The sequence below is a fragment of the Chryseobacterium sp. SIMBA_028 genome (assembly GCF_046535285.1).
Taxonomy (GTDB): Bacteria; Bacteroidota; Bacteroidia; order Flavobacteriales; family Weeksellaceae; genus Chryseobacterium.
Window position 1 is genome coordinate 109,167 of sequence record NZ_JAWRWZ010000005.1, and the last position, 18,372, is coordinate 127,538.

15 protein-coding genes are annotated in these 18,372 nt (G+C 35.9%); 10 read left to right on the forward strand and 5 right to left on the reverse strand.

What is annotated here, in order from left to right; genetic code table 11:
- Nucleotides 1-2: 2 nt before the first annotated feature.
- Nucleotides 3-305 (forward strand): chaperone modulator CbpM, encoded by a 303-nt coding sequence (locus SCA31_RS08120; RefSeq protein ID WP_410696453.1) that lies wholly within the window; start codon nt 3-5, stop codon nt 303-305.
- A gap of 36 nt (nt 306-341) precedes the next feature.
- Nucleotides 342-872, forward strand: a complete 531-nt coding sequence (locus tag SCA31_RS08125; protein ID WP_410696454.1) for a hypothetical protein — start codon at nt 342-344, stop codon at nt 870-872.
- A 98-nt stretch (nt 873-970) separates the two neighbouring features.
- Here SCA31_RS08125 and SCA31_RS08130 read toward each other — a convergent pair whose 3' ends face one another.
- On the reverse strand, nt 971-1,954 hold the full coding sequence (locus tag SCA31_RS08130) for a PLP-dependent cysteine synthase family protein (RefSeq protein WP_106915062.1): 984 nt from the start codon (nt 1,952-1,954) through the stop codon (nt 971-973).
- Nucleotides 1,955-2,076: 122 nt separating this feature from the next.
- Nucleotides 2,077-3,306 carry an ABC transporter permease gene (locus SCA31_RS08135; protein ID WP_410696455.1) on the reverse strand — a complete coding sequence of 410 codons (1,230 nt, stop codon included), beginning with the start codon at nt 3,304-3,306 and terminating at the stop codon, nt 2,077-2,079.
- A gap of 4 nt (nt 3,307-3,310) precedes the next feature.
- Here SCA31_RS08135 and SCA31_RS08140 point away from each other — a divergent pair, with 4 nt between their 5' ends.
- Entirely contained in the window at nt 3,311-4,507 is a 1,197-nt protein-coding gene (locus tag SCA31_RS08140) for an exo-beta-N-acetylmuramidase NamZ domain-containing protein (RefSeq protein WP_410696456.1), read from the forward strand.
- Here SCA31_RS08140 and SCA31_RS08145 read toward each other — a convergent pair whose 3' ends face one another.
- The 3 genes from SCA31_RS08145 to SCA31_RS08155 are packed head-to-tail and all read right to left on the reverse strand — an operon-like array spanning nt 4,508 to nt 6,524.
- The gene (locus SCA31_RS08145; RefSeq protein WP_410696457.1) at nt 4,508-4,714 is read right to left on the reverse strand and encodes a hypothetical protein; all 207 of its coding nucleotides are present in this window, start codon (nt 4,712-4,714) and stop codon (nt 4,508-4,510) included. It lies immediately after the preceding gene.
- 4 nt (nt 4,715-4,718) lie between these two features.
- Nucleotides 4,719-5,339, reverse strand: a complete 621-nt coding sequence (locus SCA31_RS08150; RefSeq protein WP_410696458.1) for a DUF3575 domain-containing protein — start codon at nt 5,337-5,339, stop codon at nt 4,719-4,721.
- Nucleotides 5,340-5,348: 9 nt separating this feature from the next.
- The gene (locus SCA31_RS08155; RefSeq protein WP_410696459.1) at nt 5,349-6,524 is read right to left on the reverse strand and encodes a thioredoxin family protein; all 1,176 of its coding nucleotides are present in this window, start codon (nt 6,522-6,524) and stop codon (nt 5,349-5,351) included.
- Nucleotides 6,525-6,876: 352 nt separating this feature from the next.
- On the opposite strand from SCA31_RS08155, the gene SCA31_RS08160 reads away from it, so the two are divergent.
- The 7 genes from SCA31_RS08160 to SCA31_RS08190 all read left to right on the forward strand — a co-directional run bounded on the left by SCA31_RS08160 (nt 6,877) and on the right by SCA31_RS08190 (nt 17,900).
- Nucleotides 6,877-8,460, forward strand: coding sequence for a histidine kinase (locus tag SCA31_RS08160; protein WP_410696460.1), 1,584 nt, complete (start codon nt 6,877-6,879; stop codon nt 8,458-8,460).
- Between the two features lie 112 nt (nt 8,461-8,572).
- The gene (locus SCA31_RS08165) at nt 8,573-11,155 is read left to right on the forward strand and encodes a zinc-dependent metalloprotease (protein ID WP_410696461.1); all 2,583 of its coding nucleotides are present in this window, start codon (nt 8,573-8,575) and stop codon (nt 11,153-11,155) included.
- 10 nt (nt 11,156-11,165) lie between these two features.
- A complete protein-coding gene (locus SCA31_RS08170; RefSeq protein WP_410696462.1) occupies nt 11,166-14,498 on the forward strand; it encodes a SusC/RagA family TonB-linked outer membrane protein in 3,333 nt (1,110 codons plus the stop codon).
- Between the two features lie 12 nt (nt 14,499-14,510).
- The gene (locus SCA31_RS08175) at nt 14,511-15,830 is read left to right on the forward strand and encodes a RagB/SusD family nutrient uptake outer membrane protein (RefSeq protein WP_410696463.1); all 1,320 of its coding nucleotides are present in this window, start codon (nt 14,511-14,513) and stop codon (nt 15,828-15,830) included.
- 74 nt (nt 15,831-15,904) lie between these two features.
- Nucleotides 15,905-16,663 carry a LytR/AlgR family response regulator transcription factor gene (locus tag SCA31_RS08180; RefSeq protein WP_410696464.1) on the forward strand — a complete coding sequence of 253 codons (759 nt, stop codon included), beginning with the start codon at nt 15,905-15,907 and terminating at the stop codon, nt 16,661-16,663.
- A gap of 40 nt (nt 16,664-16,703) precedes the next feature.
- Nucleotides 16,704-17,342, forward strand: a complete 639-nt coding sequence (locus tag SCA31_RS08185) for a hypothetical protein (RefSeq protein WP_410696465.1) — start codon at nt 16,704-16,706, stop codon at nt 17,340-17,342.
- Nucleotides 17,343-17,561: 219 nt separating this feature from the next.
- Complete coding sequence (locus tag SCA31_RS08190) at nt 17,562-17,900, forward strand: hypothetical protein (RefSeq protein WP_410696466.1); 339 nt, start codon at nt 17,562-17,564, stop codon at nt 17,898-17,900.
- The last annotated feature ends 472 nt before the right edge of the window (nt 17,901-18,372 follow it).

Genomic DNA, 18,372 nt, shown 5'->3' on the forward strand with positions numbered 1-18,372 from the left:
CTATGAGTGAAAGAATATCACGGGAAGAACTCGTAAGAATATACAATATAGAAATCACATTTTTTGATGAACTTGTAGAATATGGCCTATTAAATATACAGGTGGAAGATAATATTCACTATCTGATGTATGAAGAGCTGCCTAATCTGGAAAAATTTACCAACTGGCACTATGATCTTGAAATCAATCTTCCAGGTTTGGAAGTTATTCATAATATGTTGAATAAACTAGAAGCTTTAAAACGTAGAAACAGGGATCTGATGAACAAACTTTCTGCAATAAGTGACCAATATGAGGATATTTAGTTTAGTTTTGTAGCTTTTTAAAGCAAACCATGTATTATGAATGAGGAAAAGGTTATTACGTTAAGAACCGACAGAAAAAATTTTGAGGATATTTATTTTAGTGGTAACCAAGGAAGTCTGCTTTTTTCACCTACAACTAAGAGTAAAACAATAACAACCATTGCATCTGCTGTTATCCTAGTCATTGTATTTTTTTTGAAAGATAGTCTAAGTGAAAATAGCAAAGGAATTTTATACTTTCTAAGTTTTATATTCCTGCTTTGTGCCGTTTTCTTGTCTGTAAGTGTCAACAAGGTTTCAAGATGGAAGAAGCAGGTTAATCATTATTTAGGTGTGCTTGAAAGATGTAAGGTATACGAGATCAGATTTGATCAGAACTTTTTCACAGTGAATATTGACGGAGAAAAGGAAACCAGTGAATGGAAAGACTTTGAATATTTTGACAGTAATAATGAATTCATCTCTTTGGAAGGGAAATACAATTATATGTTTCCGCAGAAATCCATGAGTGAGAAAGAGTATAATCTGCTAAAGAAAACCTTAAAGGAAAATACCAATAAACAATAAAAAAATCAGAGCAACGCTCTGATTTTTATTTTATATTAAAAGTAGCAAAAGTAAAGTCACTTGATATTATTTGCTCTTTTATTATTTTGCTTGTATGCTTAGTCCAGCCAGCCCATTTCTTTCATCCATTCGTCATTGTAGATTTTCCCTACATATCTTGAACCGTGGTCGTGAAGTAAAACTACAATGACATCATCTTTCGTAAACTGATCTTTCATTTGAATTAATGAAGCAATTGCGCTTCCTGCAGAATATCCACAGAAAATACCTTCTTCTTTAGCCAGTTTTCGAGCATAGATGGCCCCATCTTTGTCCGTTACCTTTTCAAAATGGTCAATTACAGCCATGTCATAGTTCTCAGGAATAATATCTTCCCCAATTCCTTCCGTAATGTAAGTATACGCATGGTCGTAGTGTAATTCTCCGGTTTCGTGGAATTCCTTAAGAATAGATCCGTAAGTATCAACACCAATTACCTTGATATCTTTATTTTTTTCTTTGAAGAATGTTCCACATCCTGTTATAGTACCTCCTGTTCCTGCACCTGCTACAAAATGAGTAAGTTTACCTTCAGTCTGTTCCCAGATCTCAGGAGCTGTAGATTCATAGTGAGCTGTTCTGTTGGATAAGTTGTCATATTGGTTTACATACCATCCGTTTTCAGTTTCCTTAGCCAGTCTTTTTGAAACCGAGTAATAAGAACGAGGGTCAGTAGGTTTTACGTCTGTAGGACAAACAATTACTTCTGCTCCTACAGCACGAAGAATATCACACTTTTCCTTAGACTGTTTAGAATTGGTTACAAAAATACATTTGTAGCCTTTGATGATGGCGGCAAGTGCCAGTCCCATTCCTGTATTTCCGGAAGTTCCCTCAATGATGGTTCCTCCAGGTTTTAATCTGCCATCTTTTTCGGCATCTTCTATCATTTTAAGAGCCATTCTGTCCTTTACGGAGTTTCCGGGATTGAATGTCTCAACTTTTGCTAAAACTAGTGCTGGAAAGTCTTCACCTAACACCTTGTTAAGTTTTACCAGCGGTGTGTTACCTATCGTTTCAAGGATATTTTTTGCGTATTTCATAAATGTTTTATATGCGGTGCAAAGGTAATGCTTTTAAAATTATCACTGTCCTGTATGATTTGCAGACGAAACTGAAGCATTGAAAAGAGTTTCAATGATCAACATTCATCAACTTCTAATAATTAATTGTACTTAATTGCCTTTACCGGAGAGATCTTACTGATCAGATAACTCGGAATGATTAAAGCAAGTGCTGAGATAGCCAAAATCCCCAATGAAATAGAAACAATGGCAATAGGGTTCAGATCCACGGGAACTGTACTTACATAATAGTTTTCCGGATTAAGCTTGATAACCCCAAAGAATTTTTGAATCAATATCAATCCTAATCCAATGGCATTTCCATACAAAAGCCCTGGAATCATGATGATAAGTGTATAGTTGATAAAGGTAGCCCTGATCTGTGCATTACTGGCGCCCAATGTTTTTAGCAAACCGATGGAATTTGTTCTTTCAATAATAAGGATAAGAAGAACCATGATAATATTGATCACCACTACAATCAGCATAATGATAATAATCAGTGCGATATTGGTGTCAAAAATACTGATCCAGTCATTAATCTGGGGGAACTTTTCAGTGGCTTTTTCTGCATAGTTTTTATAACCGATCAGTTTTTCAATTTCAGGAAAATCCTTGTCAATATCATTAACGTTTTTCAGGAAAATATCAACACCACCAATCTCGTCGCCTTTCATATCCAGAATTTTTCTTACATGATTAATCCCGCCGATAACGAACTGCTCATCAATCATTTTAATATCCGTTCTATAGATTCCGATAACTCTGAATTTACGGTAGATTGGTTTTTGATCAGTCTTTAAAAATACAGTAACTATGCTGTCATTTATCTTGAGGTGAAGGTCATTGGCCACTTTTTGTGAAATGGCAACATCATTATTAAACCCTACTTCAGTAACCTTGGGTGTGGTACCGGCAAGAAGAAATTTTTTAAACCTCAAGCTGTCAAAATCCTTTCCTATTCCTTTAAAAATGATTCCTGCAAAATTATGTTCATTACGCATAATACCTGTCACTGTTGCATATTTTTGAACAGTTTCCACGTCAGGAAGCTCCTTTATTTTCGAAATATTTAATCCTTGATTATCCAATACGGAAGTGTTGTATGAGGAATTGGATCGTGTAGACCTTACTGTAATATGTCCGCTGAAATCTGCAAGTCTCTCCTTGATAGCCTTTTTGGAACCTAATCCGGTGGCTACAGTAATCAGGGAAACAATGATTCCAAGAGCTACAGAAAGCCTGCCAATGAAGATGATAACCCGCGATAGGTTATTTTTGTTATCTTTGGAAAATGCTATTTTTCTAGAGAAATATAAAGGAAACTTCAAGCTTATGAATTTAGATTTCAAAATTAAAAATTTACTTCTGATTTGCCTAATTTTTTTAGGAGTATTCAACCAATATTATTCTCAAACCCAAGTTCAATCGGATTTTAAAACCGGTGCGGACCAACCTGAGCTTTATTTACCATTATTAAAAGGAAAAACAATTGGGGTAGTTACCAATCAAACAGGTTTAATGGGTGATAAAACCCATTTAGTAGATTTTTTAGTAAAAAACGGTATTAAAATCAAATCTATTTTTGCACCGGAACATGGTTTCAGAGGGGATGCTGATGCTGGAGCAAAGGTAAAGAATGGGGTAGATGTTAAAACAGGAATTCCAATTGTTTCTTTGTATGCAAGCAATAAAAAGCCAAAACCAGAACAATTAGCGGGGATAGATGTTGTTGTATTTGATATTCAGGATGTTGGAGTGAGGTTTTATACCTATATCTCGACTTTAACTTATCTCATGGAAGCTGGTGCTGAAAATAATGTGGAAGTAATGGTACTAGATCGCCCGAATCCTCATGATGGGTATACCGACGGACCTGTTTTGAAAAAAAAATGGACAAGCTTTGTCGGAATGCATGAAGTTCCTGTAGTCTATGGATTAACAATAGGTGAATACGGAAAAATGGTAAACGGGGAAAAGTGGCTGAAAAATAGAGTTCAGGCGAAATACACCTTAATTCCAATGAAAAATTATCACAAAAAACAGCGTTATCCAATACTAGATAAGCCATCACCTAATTTACCTAATGATAAAGCCATTAATTTATATCCGAGTTTATGTTTTTTTGAAGGAACCCAAGTCTCTGTAGGAAGGGGAACTGAGCATCCTTTTCAGATTTATGGCTCTCCATGGACCGAAAGCTTACCTTATCAATTTACTCCAAAACCAAGTTATGGAGCAAAAGATCCTTTCTTAAACGGGAAGCTTTGTTATGGAGAAGATCTTTCCAATTATCCTAAAGATTTAAAAGAACTGAATTTGGAGTGGGTAATAAAGGCCTACCAAAACTATAAAAACCCACAACTGGATTTCTTTTTGAAAAACTTATGGTTTGATACCCTGTCCGGAACTGATGAATTCAGAAAGCAGATTATTGCTGGAAAATCAATTCCGGAAATTAAGGCTTCATGGAAAAAGGATTTAGAGGATTTTGAAAAGATCAGAACCCGATATGTAGTCTATGAAGATTAATTAATCAAAATTTTGGGGCGGAGTCTTGTCATTTTTACCCCTATTTAGGATGAAAAGTCCAATACTCAGACCAACAACACCCGCAAAGGCTGTTAATAAGGCTCTTTGTAATTTGTCGGGAAGATCATTCCCAAGGTAGTTCATTAAAAAAAGGATCACAAAAGTGATCACTGAAATGATAATATGGTTTTTTCCGAATAACTTCATTGTTCTATTTAAATTTGTAAGAGATCATTACACCGCCTCTATAAGGCATAATTTCACCACTTTTATTAAATTTTTCAGCTCCATCGTAGCGTTGTCCTGTTACACGGTCATACCCCTTATAGAATCCTTGAGATGTTCCGACTGTAGCATACAGATCCAGGTTCCAGCGTTCTGATAACTGAAACTGATATCCCCCTGTGATACCTAGCATCAAGGAAAATCCCTTTTGATAAAGGTCGGTATTTTGATAAACGACTCCGGCTTCTGTAGTAAGGGTTCCTTCTTTCCAATAGTTCCATTTTTGTGCGTTATAAGCCGCAAAAGAAAGGTTTGCTCCGACATACCAATGTTTGAAAGCTTCCTTGAAATAATACCTTCCTTCAACAGAAGCTGAGTAAAATTGTAATTCATGTCCGGCAAATGATTTCCATGGTGAAATAAAGACATCTCCCTGAATAGTATATTTAGGACTGATCTGTTTTTCTAAGCCCAGATTGACAATACCTAATGGTAAAAAAAGAGCATTACCCTTTATATATAAACTTTTTTCCTCATTTTGCTCTTGTGCATTGAGAGACCCTATCGCCAAAAATGCTAAGGCACCTGCTAATACTCTGTACTTCATCAATATGTGTTATTTTATTTGATTTAATAATTCTTCTGCTAATTTAGAGTCCTTATTGGATTGGGTTGCTATATTCCTAGACATTTCAGCATAATTTTTTGCCATTTCCTTGTTACCGGTTAAAAAGTAAAGCTTACCAAGAATATAGGTGTTTTCAGATGTTTCTCCTCTCATTACTGATTTTTCAGCCCATTCAGTAGCTTTCTTTAATGAGGATGGGGTTTTTACATGATCTAAAAATACCCATGCAGCCCTTAACAATTCATCAGGATTAAATGAATCTGAGTTTTTGTAATAATCCAAGGCTGCTTTTTCATATTCAGGAAAATTGGCATTTTGTTCGTAATAGCTAAGTTTAGTCTGGTTAAGTTTAGCTGTAGCTACCTGCTTGCCAACCAATGGTTCTGCCATTTTCAGAAAATACTCATCATTGATTCTTTTATTTTTATCATCAATGGATTGTTCTACAATTTTTGATAGCTTCAGCTGGGCGTCAAATTCTTTATAAGTTTCTTCTGGAAGGTACTTGATAATGTCTGCCTTTCTTGCAGAAAAAGTTTTATAATTAGAATCTTCAGTTGATTTTAGGAAAAACAATAAAAATCCTATTTCATCCTTTGAAAACTCTTCAGTATTTTTTTTGTTTTCAAAATATCTTTCAGAGGCTTTCTTGGCAAATGCATAATCAGTATCAGAATTAAGTTTCATAATATTGATCAGGAATGTAGGATCCTTTTCTCCCTTGGCAAAGCGGTCTTTTAGTGAGTTTTTATTGTTTCCTGGTGAATTGATATCCTGAGCCATTGCTACAAATAGGCTTTCCTCCATATAGCCTGTATTTCTGGAAACAAGTTCACCGTCACCATTTAGGAAAAGATAAGTAGGATAGGAGCGGACTCCATACTTGGAAGCAATGTCTCTTCCTTCTCCTTTTTCCATGTCAAATCTTGCATTGATGAAGTTGGTATTGTAATAGTCTTTTACCGATTTCTGTGGGAAAACATTTTTCTCCATCATTTTGCAGGGGCCACACCAAGAAGCATATGCGTCAATAAAAACCAACTTTTTTTCTTTTTTGGCTTTTGCAATAATTTCCTTGAAAGGGAGGTCCTGGAACTGAATAGATTCCTGTGCTGAAATAATGATAGAACAAAAAATAGAGATTCCGGAGATGATCTTCTTCATTTTCAAATTAGATTTGTAGGCGAAGATAACTAATTTCAGAATATTTAAGAGCGTAATCTGCTGATTGAACATCTATATTAACTAATTTTAAGATTTGTAGCTTTTCGAATCCTGATCTAGGCATAGAGAAACTTATTTTTTTGGAAAAAATATTTTAACGACTAATTTTTACCTCCCAAAATAGTCCTATCCATTACTTGTTTTCATTTATTTTTAATTCACTTTTTGGTCCTGAAATCTTTGTTATATCTTTGCAAATTAATAAATTATCTACGAAAGAGATCATAAAATAGGTTTTACTATAAGTATTGCCTGGGTCTTACTTTTGAGGAAAATGACAATGTAGAAGAACTTGAGTATTCAATTTAAACATACCCTATCCCGAAAATCCGTTTACATTACAGCACTTTCTGTCTGCTTCATTGCAGTGGCGGCATTTGCTGTTCTAAGTCTTTTAATTACAGAAGACAGCCGAAAAAACACTGAGGATTTTGCAAGAAAAACTTTCTTCCGAAAATATGAATCGGTAGAAAATGAATTTAGAAATATTGAAGACTATCAATATCTGCTTCGTGAATTGATTCAAAAAGATGGTTTGAAGAATTATAAGGATTATTCTTTGGTTTTAAATGGGTTAAATAAAAAAAGAAATCTTTTAACTTACAGTTGGTACTATTATGACAAGAATGGAACCGGAAAGTCTGAAAGTAACAATCCTTTAGCTGATCTTTTTAAAAATAGGGAAAGTACGGAAAAGTCTGTCACGATAAAAAATAATGGTTCTGGACATTTTAGAGATCTGTTGATCACTCGCAGAGACAGCATGTACTGGGTAAGTTATGACTCTCTTGTACTTCCGCGTAAAAACATACTGTATTATGGTTCCACAGTGAGCCTTGATGATCTTCACCAGTATTTTATCAATGTAGATAAAAGCTCAAATACCTATGCCTATGTTTTTACAAAGGAGGGAATTTGTATGACCCATCCGGAAAAGAAATACCTGGGAAAGAATATTTTCGATTTTACAGATATCAAACCACAAGATACGATATGCAATGCTATAAAGTCAGGGTATACAGAAAGAACTGCTGTTTCTGAGTATCTTGGAGTGGAAGTTACTCGATTTATAAAGCCACTAAAAACGGATAATTTTGATGGGTATACAGTAGTTAATCACGTTAATTTTATTATTGATGAGAATACCAACAAGGTAAAAGCGTATACCGTTTACATATTTCTTGCTGCTTTATTCCTGATTGTAACAGTCTTTATTTTATTTCAAAGATCTGCAAATATTGCTTACAGGGAAAATGAAAAGATACAAACGGAAAAAAATCTACTGTTGATAGAAAATGAAAAAATGCACAAGGCAGAAGTGATTAATCAGCTTCAGCAACTTAAAAATAATATCAATCCGCATTTTTTGTTCAATTCATTGAACTCACTTTATATGTTGATTGGGATTAATAAGGAGAATGCTCAGAAGTTTACCATGAACCTTTCCAAGATTTATAGGTATCTGATTGTCCCTCCAAAGGAAAATATTGTTTCTGTTGCCAAAGAAATTGATTTTATCCAAAAATATATGGAGCTTCTGAAAAGCAGGTTTGATGAAGAACTTAGATTTGAATTAATCATCAACTGTCCGGAAAGTTTAGAAAAACGGATTCCTTATCTATCTCTTCAAATTGTAGTAGAGAATGCTATAAAACACAATATTGCAACAATAGATCAACCGCTGGAAATCATTATTATCGTAGAAAAGGAGGGGATTACGGTGAAGAATACCTGGCAGCCCAAAATGGAAGTTGTTCAGGGTGAAAAATTCGGAATTGATTATTTGAATCAGGTTTATGAGTATTTTAAGAATAATCTGCTTCATATTTCTGTAGATGGTGAAAATTTCATATGTTTTTTGCCATTAATGAAGTAAAATAAAAAAATCCACTCACTCCCAAAAAACAACCTCTCACTCCCTAATATTATTTAATAATTCACTATACCTATAGCTTTGCTAGCTGAAACTAAGATATTTACTATTTGGAATGAATCGGACTATTTTAATGAAGAATTACAGACTTGCCCTGTATCTAGGACTTGCATTGGCTTCGCCGGCAGTAATGGCACAGAAAAAGGACACTGTAAAAACGGCCAAGGATAAAGCTGAAAAAACAGATGTTTCATCATCAAAAAAAGCAAAAAAAATTGAGGAACTGATCAAAAAAGGAACCTACAAAAAAGGTCTTTTTAATACGATACAGGTAAAAACAGATGTTTATTTTGAAATACCTGACAGTTTGATGGGACGCCAGTTTTTGGTAGTCAACAAGCTATCTCAGGTACCTATGCAGGTGAATGAAGCAGGCTTAAACAAAGGAATGAATTATGAAAATAAGATCATTTCTTTTCACCGTGACAGACTAGCCAAGAAAGTATGGGTGAAAACCTCTGAAGCTAAAGTGTCGTCACCTAAAAATGATGCTATTACAAAATCTGTTAAGGATAACTTTTCAGAATCTGTGATTGAGGTTTTTGATATTGAAGCACAAAACAATGATTCCACCTCAGTAGCCATTAAAGTGAATAAAGTTTTTGACGGAAATCAGAAAAGCTTTAATGATGTTTTGGCGAATGTAGGCCTTGGAGGATCAGTAAAATCAAGTCTTTCCTATATAGAAGGCGTAAAAACATTTCCACAAAACCTTGTTGTGAAGTCACAATTGAGTACTTCCGTAAATGAAGGGGGTGTAGATTTGCCAGTGACATTGGGCGTTACGAGTAATCTTGTATTGCTTCCTAGCGTACCTATGAAACCCAGAATCTCAGACGCAAGAGTAGGGTTTTTCTCTGAAAAGCATTGGAATTTCAATGACCGTCAGCAGAAAATGGATGAAAAATTTTTCATTACCAGATGGAACCTTGAGCCTAAAGACGAAGACAAGGAGAAATATCTGAGAGGAGAATTGGTAGAACCTAAAAAACAGATTGTTTATTATATAGATCCTGCCACTCCAAAACAATGGCGTGAAAAGATCATTGCAGGAGTACACGATTGGCAAGTTGCCTTTGAGCAGGCTGGTTTTAAAAATGCTGTGGTTGCAAAAATGCCGGACGAAAAGGATGAAGACTTTGATATTGATGATGTAAGATATTCTGTGATCACCTATGCGGCTTCACCTAAGTCGAATGCCATGGGACCATCAGTAGTAGATCCAAGAAGTGGTGAAATTATTGAAGCAGATATCATTTGGTGGCATAATGTAATGACTTCTCTTCATGACTGGATGAGAATTCAGACAGGAGCAATAGATCCAAAAGCCAGAGGAAATAAATTTAGTGATGAGCATATGGGAGAAGCTATCCGGTTTGTTTCATCCCATGAAGTAGGACATACATTTGGGTTGAAGCACAATATGGGGTCATCTTTCTCATTTCCGGTAGAATCACTTCGCTCAAAGGAATTTACAGATAGAATGGGTGGAACTGCACCTTCCATTATGGATTATGCACGTTACAACTATGTTGCCCAGCCAGAAGATGGTGTTACGGCAATTACTCCGAAAATCGGGCTTTATGATAAATATGCCATTGAATGGGGCTATCGTTGGTACCCGGATGAATTTGTTGAGAAAAAAGCATTGAGAAATCTGATTGAAAAACATCAAGATGATCCCATGTACTTCTACGGAGAACAGCAGAGTTATCTGGAAACAATAGATCCGCGTTCGCAGTCTGAAGACCTGGGAGATGATGCAATGAAGGCAAGCGAATACGGAATGAAGAATCTGAAAGTAGTTGTAGATAATCTTTTAAAATGGACCTATGAAGATGGTAAAGATTACACAGCGACAGGTAAATTGTATTTGGAAGCTATCGGCCAATGGGACTTGTATACAGGTCATGTGATGGCTAATGTAGGAGGGATTTACCTGAATAACACTGTTTTTGGTAACAAGAAAAAGGCATATGAGCCGGTTCCTGCCGAAATACAGAGAAGAGCAGTTGATTACCTTGTTAAAAATGCAATCAACCTTCCGGAATGGTTATTCTTCAACCCAATTACAGAAAAGACGTATCCTGTTAAAAATTCACCGATGGGACCATTTGAGCAGACTCCATATACCTTGGCAAGAGGAATGCAGTATGCCAATATTTACTCTCTGTTTATGGATGACAGATTGCTTAGGTTACTTGAAAATGAGTTAAAGCATGAAGTTTCAGGTTCTAAGGATGAGATTTATACCGTTGCAAATCTATTTGATCAGGTGAGAACTGCCATTTTTAATAAAAGGGGAAGTTTGACAATTTTTGAAAAGATGGCACAGAAGAATTATGTGGATGCGATGATTGTTTCAGTGAATAAATTGTTTGAAAAAACAGCAGTAAAAGGGTTAAAGACAGATCATAATCTGAACATGCCAATGATCTGTAATTATCACGAAGAAGATAAAAACCTTAGAAACATTAATTACTCATCCATGAAAAGAGTATCTGAAGTAACGACCTATAAGAGAGCAGAGCTACAGAAAGTTCTGGACTTACTGAATAGAACCAGATACAAAGGTGATGACTCCTCAAGAGCTCACTACACAGATTTAATCATTCGTATTGAAGAGGCTTTAAAATAAATAAACAGCTATGAAAAAAACTCTAATACTTTTACCTCTTTTAGCTGCTCAGGTTGCGTTTGCTCAGGAAAAGAAAACAATCACAGGAAAGATAGAAGATGGTAATACTTCCGGCGCAATTGCCGGTGCATCTATAAAAATAGAAGCCCAGTCTGTTTCTACAAAAACTGATTTGGACGGAATTATTGAAAGTGTATCAGTAGGTACAGTTGCCGATAAGGACGGAAAGTTTATACTTGAAGTACCATCAGGCACAAAATCTATATTGGTAAGTTATCCAGGATATGAATCCAGGATGATTTTGATCAATGAAGATAAAACCAATTATACGGTGAGGCTGAGCCCTGAGGTTTCAGATAAAAATAAAATTCAGGAGGTGATCATTACCGGATATCAGAAGATTGAAAAGCGTAAGCAGACTTCAGCAGTTGCTACGGTAAAAATGGATAATATCAGCCAGGCTGGAGTAGCAAGTGTAGACCAGATGTTGGCAGGACAGATTGCAGGGGTTGCAGTTGCTCCTCAAACTGGGGCACCGGGAGCACCAGCGAAGATTAGAATTCGTGGGACAGCTTCGTTATCCGGTCCACAGGATCCGCTATGGGTAATTGACGGGCTTCCATTAGAAGGAAATGATGTCCCAAACTTTACAGATAAGGATAATATTGATCAGCTTCAGAATTTTTCTATTGCAGGATTAAATCCTAATGATATTGAGGATATTACGATTCTGAAAGATGCTGCTGCAACGGCAATTTATGGAGCAAGAGCTGCTAATGGAGTAATTTCCATTACCACAAAAAAAGGGAAAAAGGGAAGTATGAAATTAAACTTCTCAGCTGATACTTTTATTACTGCCCGTCCTGATTTTGACCGTCTGAACCTTTTGAATGCATCTGAAAAGGTAGACCTTGAGCTAATGCTTGCAAAACGTGCAGATCTTACGTATCGTGCAGACAAAGGTGAGGTGATGAGAATTTTAACTCAGAACCACCAGCTTGAGGATTTTAGAAATGGAGGCTTAGATGCTTTGAACCCGCTGACCCGTCAGCAGCTCAACACATTAAGAAATGATAATACCGACTGGGGAAAATTACTATACAGAAATGCCATCAATAAACAGTATGGAGTAAGTATTTCCGGAGGTAGCGATAACTCTGATTATTACTTCTCACTAGGATATTTTGATGAAGAGGGAACAACAATTGGGACAGGTTTTAAAAGATATAACCTAACCCTAAAAAACAATTATAAACTAAGTGATAAGTTAAATGCGGGCATCTCTATTTTTGGTACCCAGAGCGAGAGACAATCGTTCATGACGGATGCGGATGCTGCAGCGAGTCCTATCAACTATTCAAGAAATGCCAATCCATATATGAATCCTTTCAATCCGGATGGAAGTTACAGATATGATAAGGATATAGATGGTTTTGCGGATGCTTATATTCCATTCAATTTCCTTGAAGAAAGAGAGAATACCAGCTATACCCTGAAGAATCACTCGTTAAAGGCAATATTGGACTTAGAATATAAAGCGACCAAAAACCTGAGATTTACTTCACAGTTGGGTATTCAGTATGATACCAATAAAACAGAAAAATATGCCGGACAGGAAACCTACTTTACCAGAAAGATGAAGGAGGGAACCCGTTACTATAAAGATGGTGCATATCGTTATTTCCTGCCTGCCGGAGATATTAAGCAAAACTGGAATAATGACTTCTTTCAGTATAACTGGAAGTTGCAGGGAACCTACAATACAAAAATCAATTCTGTACATGAAATTGATTTGATGGCGGGAACAGAACTTCGTAAAACGGAAGATAATACTACGCTTACAAGAGCTTTTGGTTATAATAGAAATACAAGAACAGGAACTCCTATAGCTTTCCCTACCGCCAATTTTGCAGCGGACAAGAGGTATGAAACCTATCGTGAAATACCTCCTGTAGAAAACGCTTATGCATCCATGTTTGCTACGGCTTCCTATACTTATGATCAGAAATATACTTTTTTTGGAAGTGTAAGATATGACGGGACCAATTTATTCGGGGTTAATAAAAAGTACAAGTATCTTCCAATATGGGCTGTTTCAGGGTCTTGGTTGGTAACAAAGGAAAACTTCATGAAGAATATCACAGCTGTTTCCAATCTTAGGCTAAGAGCTTCTTATGGTCTGCAGGGGAATATTGATCGTAATACTTCACCATTCTTTATTGGTGAATACAATTATGCATCAATTCTTCCAGGGATGAGAGAAGATGTGATCAACGTGATTAGCCCGCCAAATGATAAACTTCGTTGGGAAAAAACAACCAATATCAACGTTGGGCTTGATTTGGGGTTATTTAATAACCGTGTGAATCTTACCGCGGATGTTTACAACAGAAAAGGGACGGATATGATCAGTATGAAGGAAACTCCCCTTGAAACCGGATTCGAATATACCATGATGAACTGGGGTAGCCTTACCAACAAAGGTTTTGAATTGGCATTATCTACCAGAAACATCAACAAGGAGAATTTCAAATGGTCAACCACGATCAATTTTGCACACAATAAGAGTAATGTCCTTAGCGAGCAGCCTCGTGATAATGCAATGCTTCCATCCAGAGAAGGACTTCCCGTAAATGCTGTTTTTGCACTAAAAACTGCAGGAATCGATGAAAATGGAAACCCACTGTTCTGGAAAGGAAATGAAAAGGTAAAAGCTGCAGATTTCTTTAAGCTTTATGATGTATATGCAGATTTTCTTCCGGGTCAGTTTGTAGATACAAAACTTTCAAATGAAGAATTAAGAAATCTGTTTACCTATGTGGGAGATAGAGATCCTAAGTTTACCGGAGGAATTATCAACACCTTTAAGGTTCATAGTTTTGACCTTACTGTTGCGGCTACATTCAATTTCAAGCAGACGGTAATGCGTACTCCATCTTATAGAGGAATGGATCTAGACAGAGGAAGAAATTATACAAGGGAAATTTACGAAGCAGGAAACTCATTGCCGGGAATTACAAGTCCTGATATGGATGCAAATCCTGATGGATGGATGGCTAATAAATGGTTTACCGGTAACCGTTCCAATACCTACGGATTACTGGATATATGGGCTAAAGAGGTGAGCTATGTAAGAATCAGTAGTATTCGTTTAGGATATACGCTTCCTAAGGAATTTACTGCTCCTATGGGAATTACTAGTCTTAGGCTAAGTGTTGAAGGACGTAACCTGTTTGTATTCAGTAATGGCTACAAAGGATATTTTGATCCGGAAACTTATGGTAATATTTATGCACAGCCTATTACCAAGTCTGTTACAATAGGGTTTAATGTTTCTTTTTAAAACTTGAAAACAATGAAAAAAATAACTACAATTATAGCATTAGCAGTAATCAGCTTTACCAGTATAGGATGTGACAGATTTTTGGATGTACAGCCGGAAGGAAAAGTTATTCCGGTAACTGTAGATGACTATCGTAAGGTTCTTACATCTGCTTATGCAAAATATCCGTCTCACAAATCGTTGTCTGTACTTCGTACTGATGAGGTAACGATTAATGAAAATATAAGTGATTTTACTGTTTATCGTGAAATTGCAATGTGGAAGGATAACAATAATGATTCGGTAACAGCAGAATTTCCATGGGTAAAGTTTTATTCAGTGGTCTTTTATCTGAATCAGATCATCAATGAAGGAAGCAAGACAATGCAAGACTCTCCAGAGAAACAACAGATTCTTGCGGAAGCCTACGCATTGCGTGCCTATGTGTATTTTGACATGGTTAACTTATACGGAAAGCCGTACAATAGTGCTACAGCCTCTACAGACAGAGGTGTCCCGATCAATCTTGAAATGGATCTTGAAGCAGTACTGAAGCCGTCCTCCGTACAGGAAGTGTATAATCAGGTTCATGCTGATATCAGCAAGGCAGAAGGACTTATGGTAGAACAGCAGCAGTCTGCAGGTATCAATTATAGATTCTCTAAGATCGCATTATTGGCTTTGCAGGCAAGAACTGCCCTTTATGAGAATGACTGGAATAAAGCCTTATCCTACGCAGATCAGGTATTGGCAGTAAAAGGAGAACTGAGCAACTTAAATACGAGCAATACAGCTCCTCATCATTATATGTCTGTAGAGTCTATTATGGCTTTGGATGATGTATTTGACAGTGCTGCACAGAATTTATCTTTTGCATCTACTGAGTTACTTTCAAAATATAATGAGACTACAGATAAAAGGTTTAAAATTTATTTTGAAAAAAATGACAGCCAGTATAAAATCATTAAAAGAGGAAGTTCTGAATTCAAAGTATCCTTTAGAACTTCTGAAATGTATTTTATAAAATCTGAGGCATTATTGAAGCTTGGGAAACTTAGCGAGGCAAAAGATATCTTATCAAAAGTATTAAAAAACAGATATACACCTGAGGGATATACTTCGGTTCAAAATGATATTACCCCAATGAATGCTACAGAATTCATGAGTTTTATTCTTGATGAAAGATTCAGAGAGTTTGCAGCAGAGGGACATAGGTGGTTCGATCTGAGAAGAGCAAACCAGAAAAAAATTATACATACCATCAATGGTAAGGAATATATTCTTCAGCAAAATGACGTGAGATATACAATAGAATATCCAATGAGTGCGAAGAAGAATAATCCTAATTTATAACACTTCATATTAACAACCCTTGAAACCGCTTGAACTTGATTGTTTTAGCGGTTTTTTTGTACTTTTGCAATGTTATGAAAATTGCAATTATAGAAGATGAATTGCTGGCAGTTAATTATCTGAAGAATTTATTGGATAAACAAAACATAGTCTCCGTCACTGAGACTGTGGTTCTTCGGTCAAAAAAACAAGCAATAGAATTCTTCGAAAAAGACTCCGCAGACCTTATCTTTATGGATATCCATTTGGGAGATGGGATGAGTCTTGAAATCTTTGAACAGGTTGAGCTTTTTACACCCATTATTTTCATAACTGCCTTTGATGAATATGCCATGAGGGTTTTCAGGCATTTTACCATAGATTATCTTTTGAAACCTTTTGAAGAAGATGACTTACATAAAGCATTACAGAAATTCATTTCCATTAGTAATTTTGACCCTGAACCGGTATTGAGGTCTATTTCTACTCTGCGTCAGGATGACTCTGAGGTGATGAAACGTTTCATGGTAAGAGAAGGAAATAAGCTTAAATCTGTAGATGAGCAGAATACAGCATATTTCTTTGCTTCCGGAAAATACCTTTTTCTCACTACCAAGGACCATCAGACTTATATTTATGATGATACCATCAAGGATATTATTCAAAAACTGAATCCACAGGTTTTCTTTAAAATAAACCGTAAGTTTATCATCAACAAAGAAGCGGTCACAGAAATTATTAAACATTCCAGTCAAAAAGTTGAGCTTAAACTTTCACCCGAACCGGAAGTAAATGCTGAAGTTTTTATCAGTAAAATGCAGATTGCAGAATGTCTAAGCTGGCTGAACAGTTGATTCCATCTCGACCAATTAACTTAATTTCAGTTGTTTGATAATGGCTATACAATACAGAAATAATCATTTTAAAATAGTTCCTGAGAAAGAGGTTGAACCTAGATTTTCCGGATATAAGGATCATATCATGAATGATACCCTTAAGATCAGGGAAAAGCATATAGCGGGCTATCTCTTCGCAATACACTATTACAAGGATCTGAATGAAAATGATGAACAGATTGTAGAACAATTCAGAAGTACACCTGATCTGGAAATGCTAAGCATACGGGTAAGACAGGTGCATGGTGATTTCCGGATCGATCATGTTAAATATTTTGATTTTGATGAAAACAGGTTCTCACCACTCACCGTTCGGGAACTATATAATAATAAAGAACAGATGATTTCTTGTGAGTCAACAGACTCTTTATTGCCCTTGGATGGTGAGAATTATTATGATTTGGTGAAGTATTATTTCGCAACAGAAAAAGGAATGGAAGGCCAATTTTTTTCGTCACATTATAACTCAGGAATCTTTACAGATATTGAATACTTTCCTCAGGGTTTAGAAACTGATGACCAGGATGTGGAAAGAGGATTCTACGGAATCTATGCTGAAGAACTCATGCGTAAAATGAATATTCCTTCTAAAATGATGATCTGGTATATGAATAATGAGTTTCTGCCGGAATTATGATCTCTAATGTTTTTTTAAATTTATCCTCCTAAATAAAAGGATCGTGAAAATACAATATCGAAATTTAACTTATAAGATCATCATGGAGCAGAAAGAACTGATTATTATGGATGCTCATATAGGAGCATTTCCATGGGATTAGCATGATTACTTTCACTCAGCGGTGCCTTTCTTACCGGATACCGGCATTATTTAAAACTCAATAACTGAAAAACATCAATGGACATCAAAAAAAAATATAATCTGGAATTTATCCGGACTAAACACCCTACATTCAGTAACTCTTTTAGTTGTAGAAATAATATACCTGAGTTTCCGGGTTCGTATGTGTTGTCATCTCTGCTCACCGGTTTATCAGATTTGGAATCTAAGGCTTTTGTAGAAGAGATTGAGGCTGCTCAGGATGGGAGATATTATGAGGAAGATTATTTGTTGGACTGGGATAGTTTTACCCCTATCAAAATACGGCCACCTAATGCAGAAATCAACGGTTTTGTGATCAACTTATCAGAATTAAAACAATTACTTGAAGAATGGAACCGATTTGTAAAATCGTAAGAAACCCTAATAGATCTTTCCAACAGTTCTTATAACCTCCACAAATACCACCATTGAAAGAGTGAATATTCCTTACTTTTAAAAATAAAGTATATGATGAGGGAAACAAGGGAGAACTATTAATAAAATATTGACTGGACAGTTAATCATATTGACTTTGATCTGGCTGAAGACGGCTGCCCAAGAATGGACCGTGTAACAATTGACAAGGAAAAATGTATCATAAAAAGTCATAAAGAAATAATTCCTTTAGATATTCCAACTGAAGGTCTATAGTAGATCTTGATAGAATAGACGAAATACTTTGAAATACTTAACATTAAGTGTATGGGAGTTTCATATGCAAACAGATAAATTTGTATGGAGAGATCTGAAACAATATAAGAATTTAAAAAAGAGAATTCACACGTAGCAGAACTGCTTTTGGGAATCCAGATCAGGTACCACACAACTTTTATAACCAAAGAAAACA

Coding starts and splice junctions, on each gene's coding strand:
- SCA31_RS08190 (WP_410696466.1), top strand. CDS start 17,562: ATGGACATCAAAAAAAAATATAATCTGGAATTTATCCGGACTAAACAC.
- SCA31_RS08140 (WP_410696456.1), top strand. CDS start 3,311: ATGAATTTAGATTTCAAAATTAAAAATTTACTTCTGATTTGCCTAATT.
- SCA31_RS08125 (WP_410696454.1), top strand. CDS start 342: ATGAATGAGGAAAAGGTTATTACGTTAAGAACCGACAGAAAAAATTTT.
- SCA31_RS08170 (WP_410696462.1), top strand. CDS start 11,166: ATGAAAAAAACTCTAATACTTTTACCTCTTTTAGCTGCTCAGGTTGCG.
- SCA31_RS08120 (WP_410696453.1), top strand. CDS start 3: ATGAGTGAAAGAATATCACGGGAAGAACTCGTAAGAATATACAATATA.
- SCA31_RS08185 (WP_410696465.1), top strand. CDS start 16,704: ATGGCTATACAATACAGAAATAATCATTTTAAAATAGTTCCTGAGAAA.
- SCA31_RS08130 (WP_106915062.1), bottom strand. CDS start 1,954: ATGAAATACGCAAAAAATATCCTTGAAACGATAGGTAACACACCGCTG.
- SCA31_RS08155 (WP_410696459.1), bottom strand. CDS start 6,524: ATGAAGAAGATCATCTCCGGAATCTCTATTTTTTGTTCTATCATTATT.
- SCA31_RS08150 (WP_410696458.1), bottom strand. CDS start 5,339: ATGAAGTACAGAGTATTAGCAGGTGCCTTAGCATTTTTGGCGATAGGG.
- SCA31_RS08165 (WP_410696461.1), top strand. CDS start 8,573: ATGAATCGGACTATTTTAATGAAGAATTACAGACTTGCCCTGTATCTA.
- SCA31_RS08180 (WP_410696464.1), top strand. CDS start 15,905: ATGAAAATTGCAATTATAGAAGATGAATTGCTGGCAGTTAATTATCTG.
- SCA31_RS08145 (WP_410696457.1), bottom strand. CDS start 4,714: ATGAAGTTATTCGGAAAAAACCATATTATCATTTCAGTGATCACTTTT.
- SCA31_RS08175 (WP_410696463.1), top strand. CDS start 14,511: ATGAAAAAAATAACTACAATTATAGCATTAGCAGTAATCAGCTTTACC.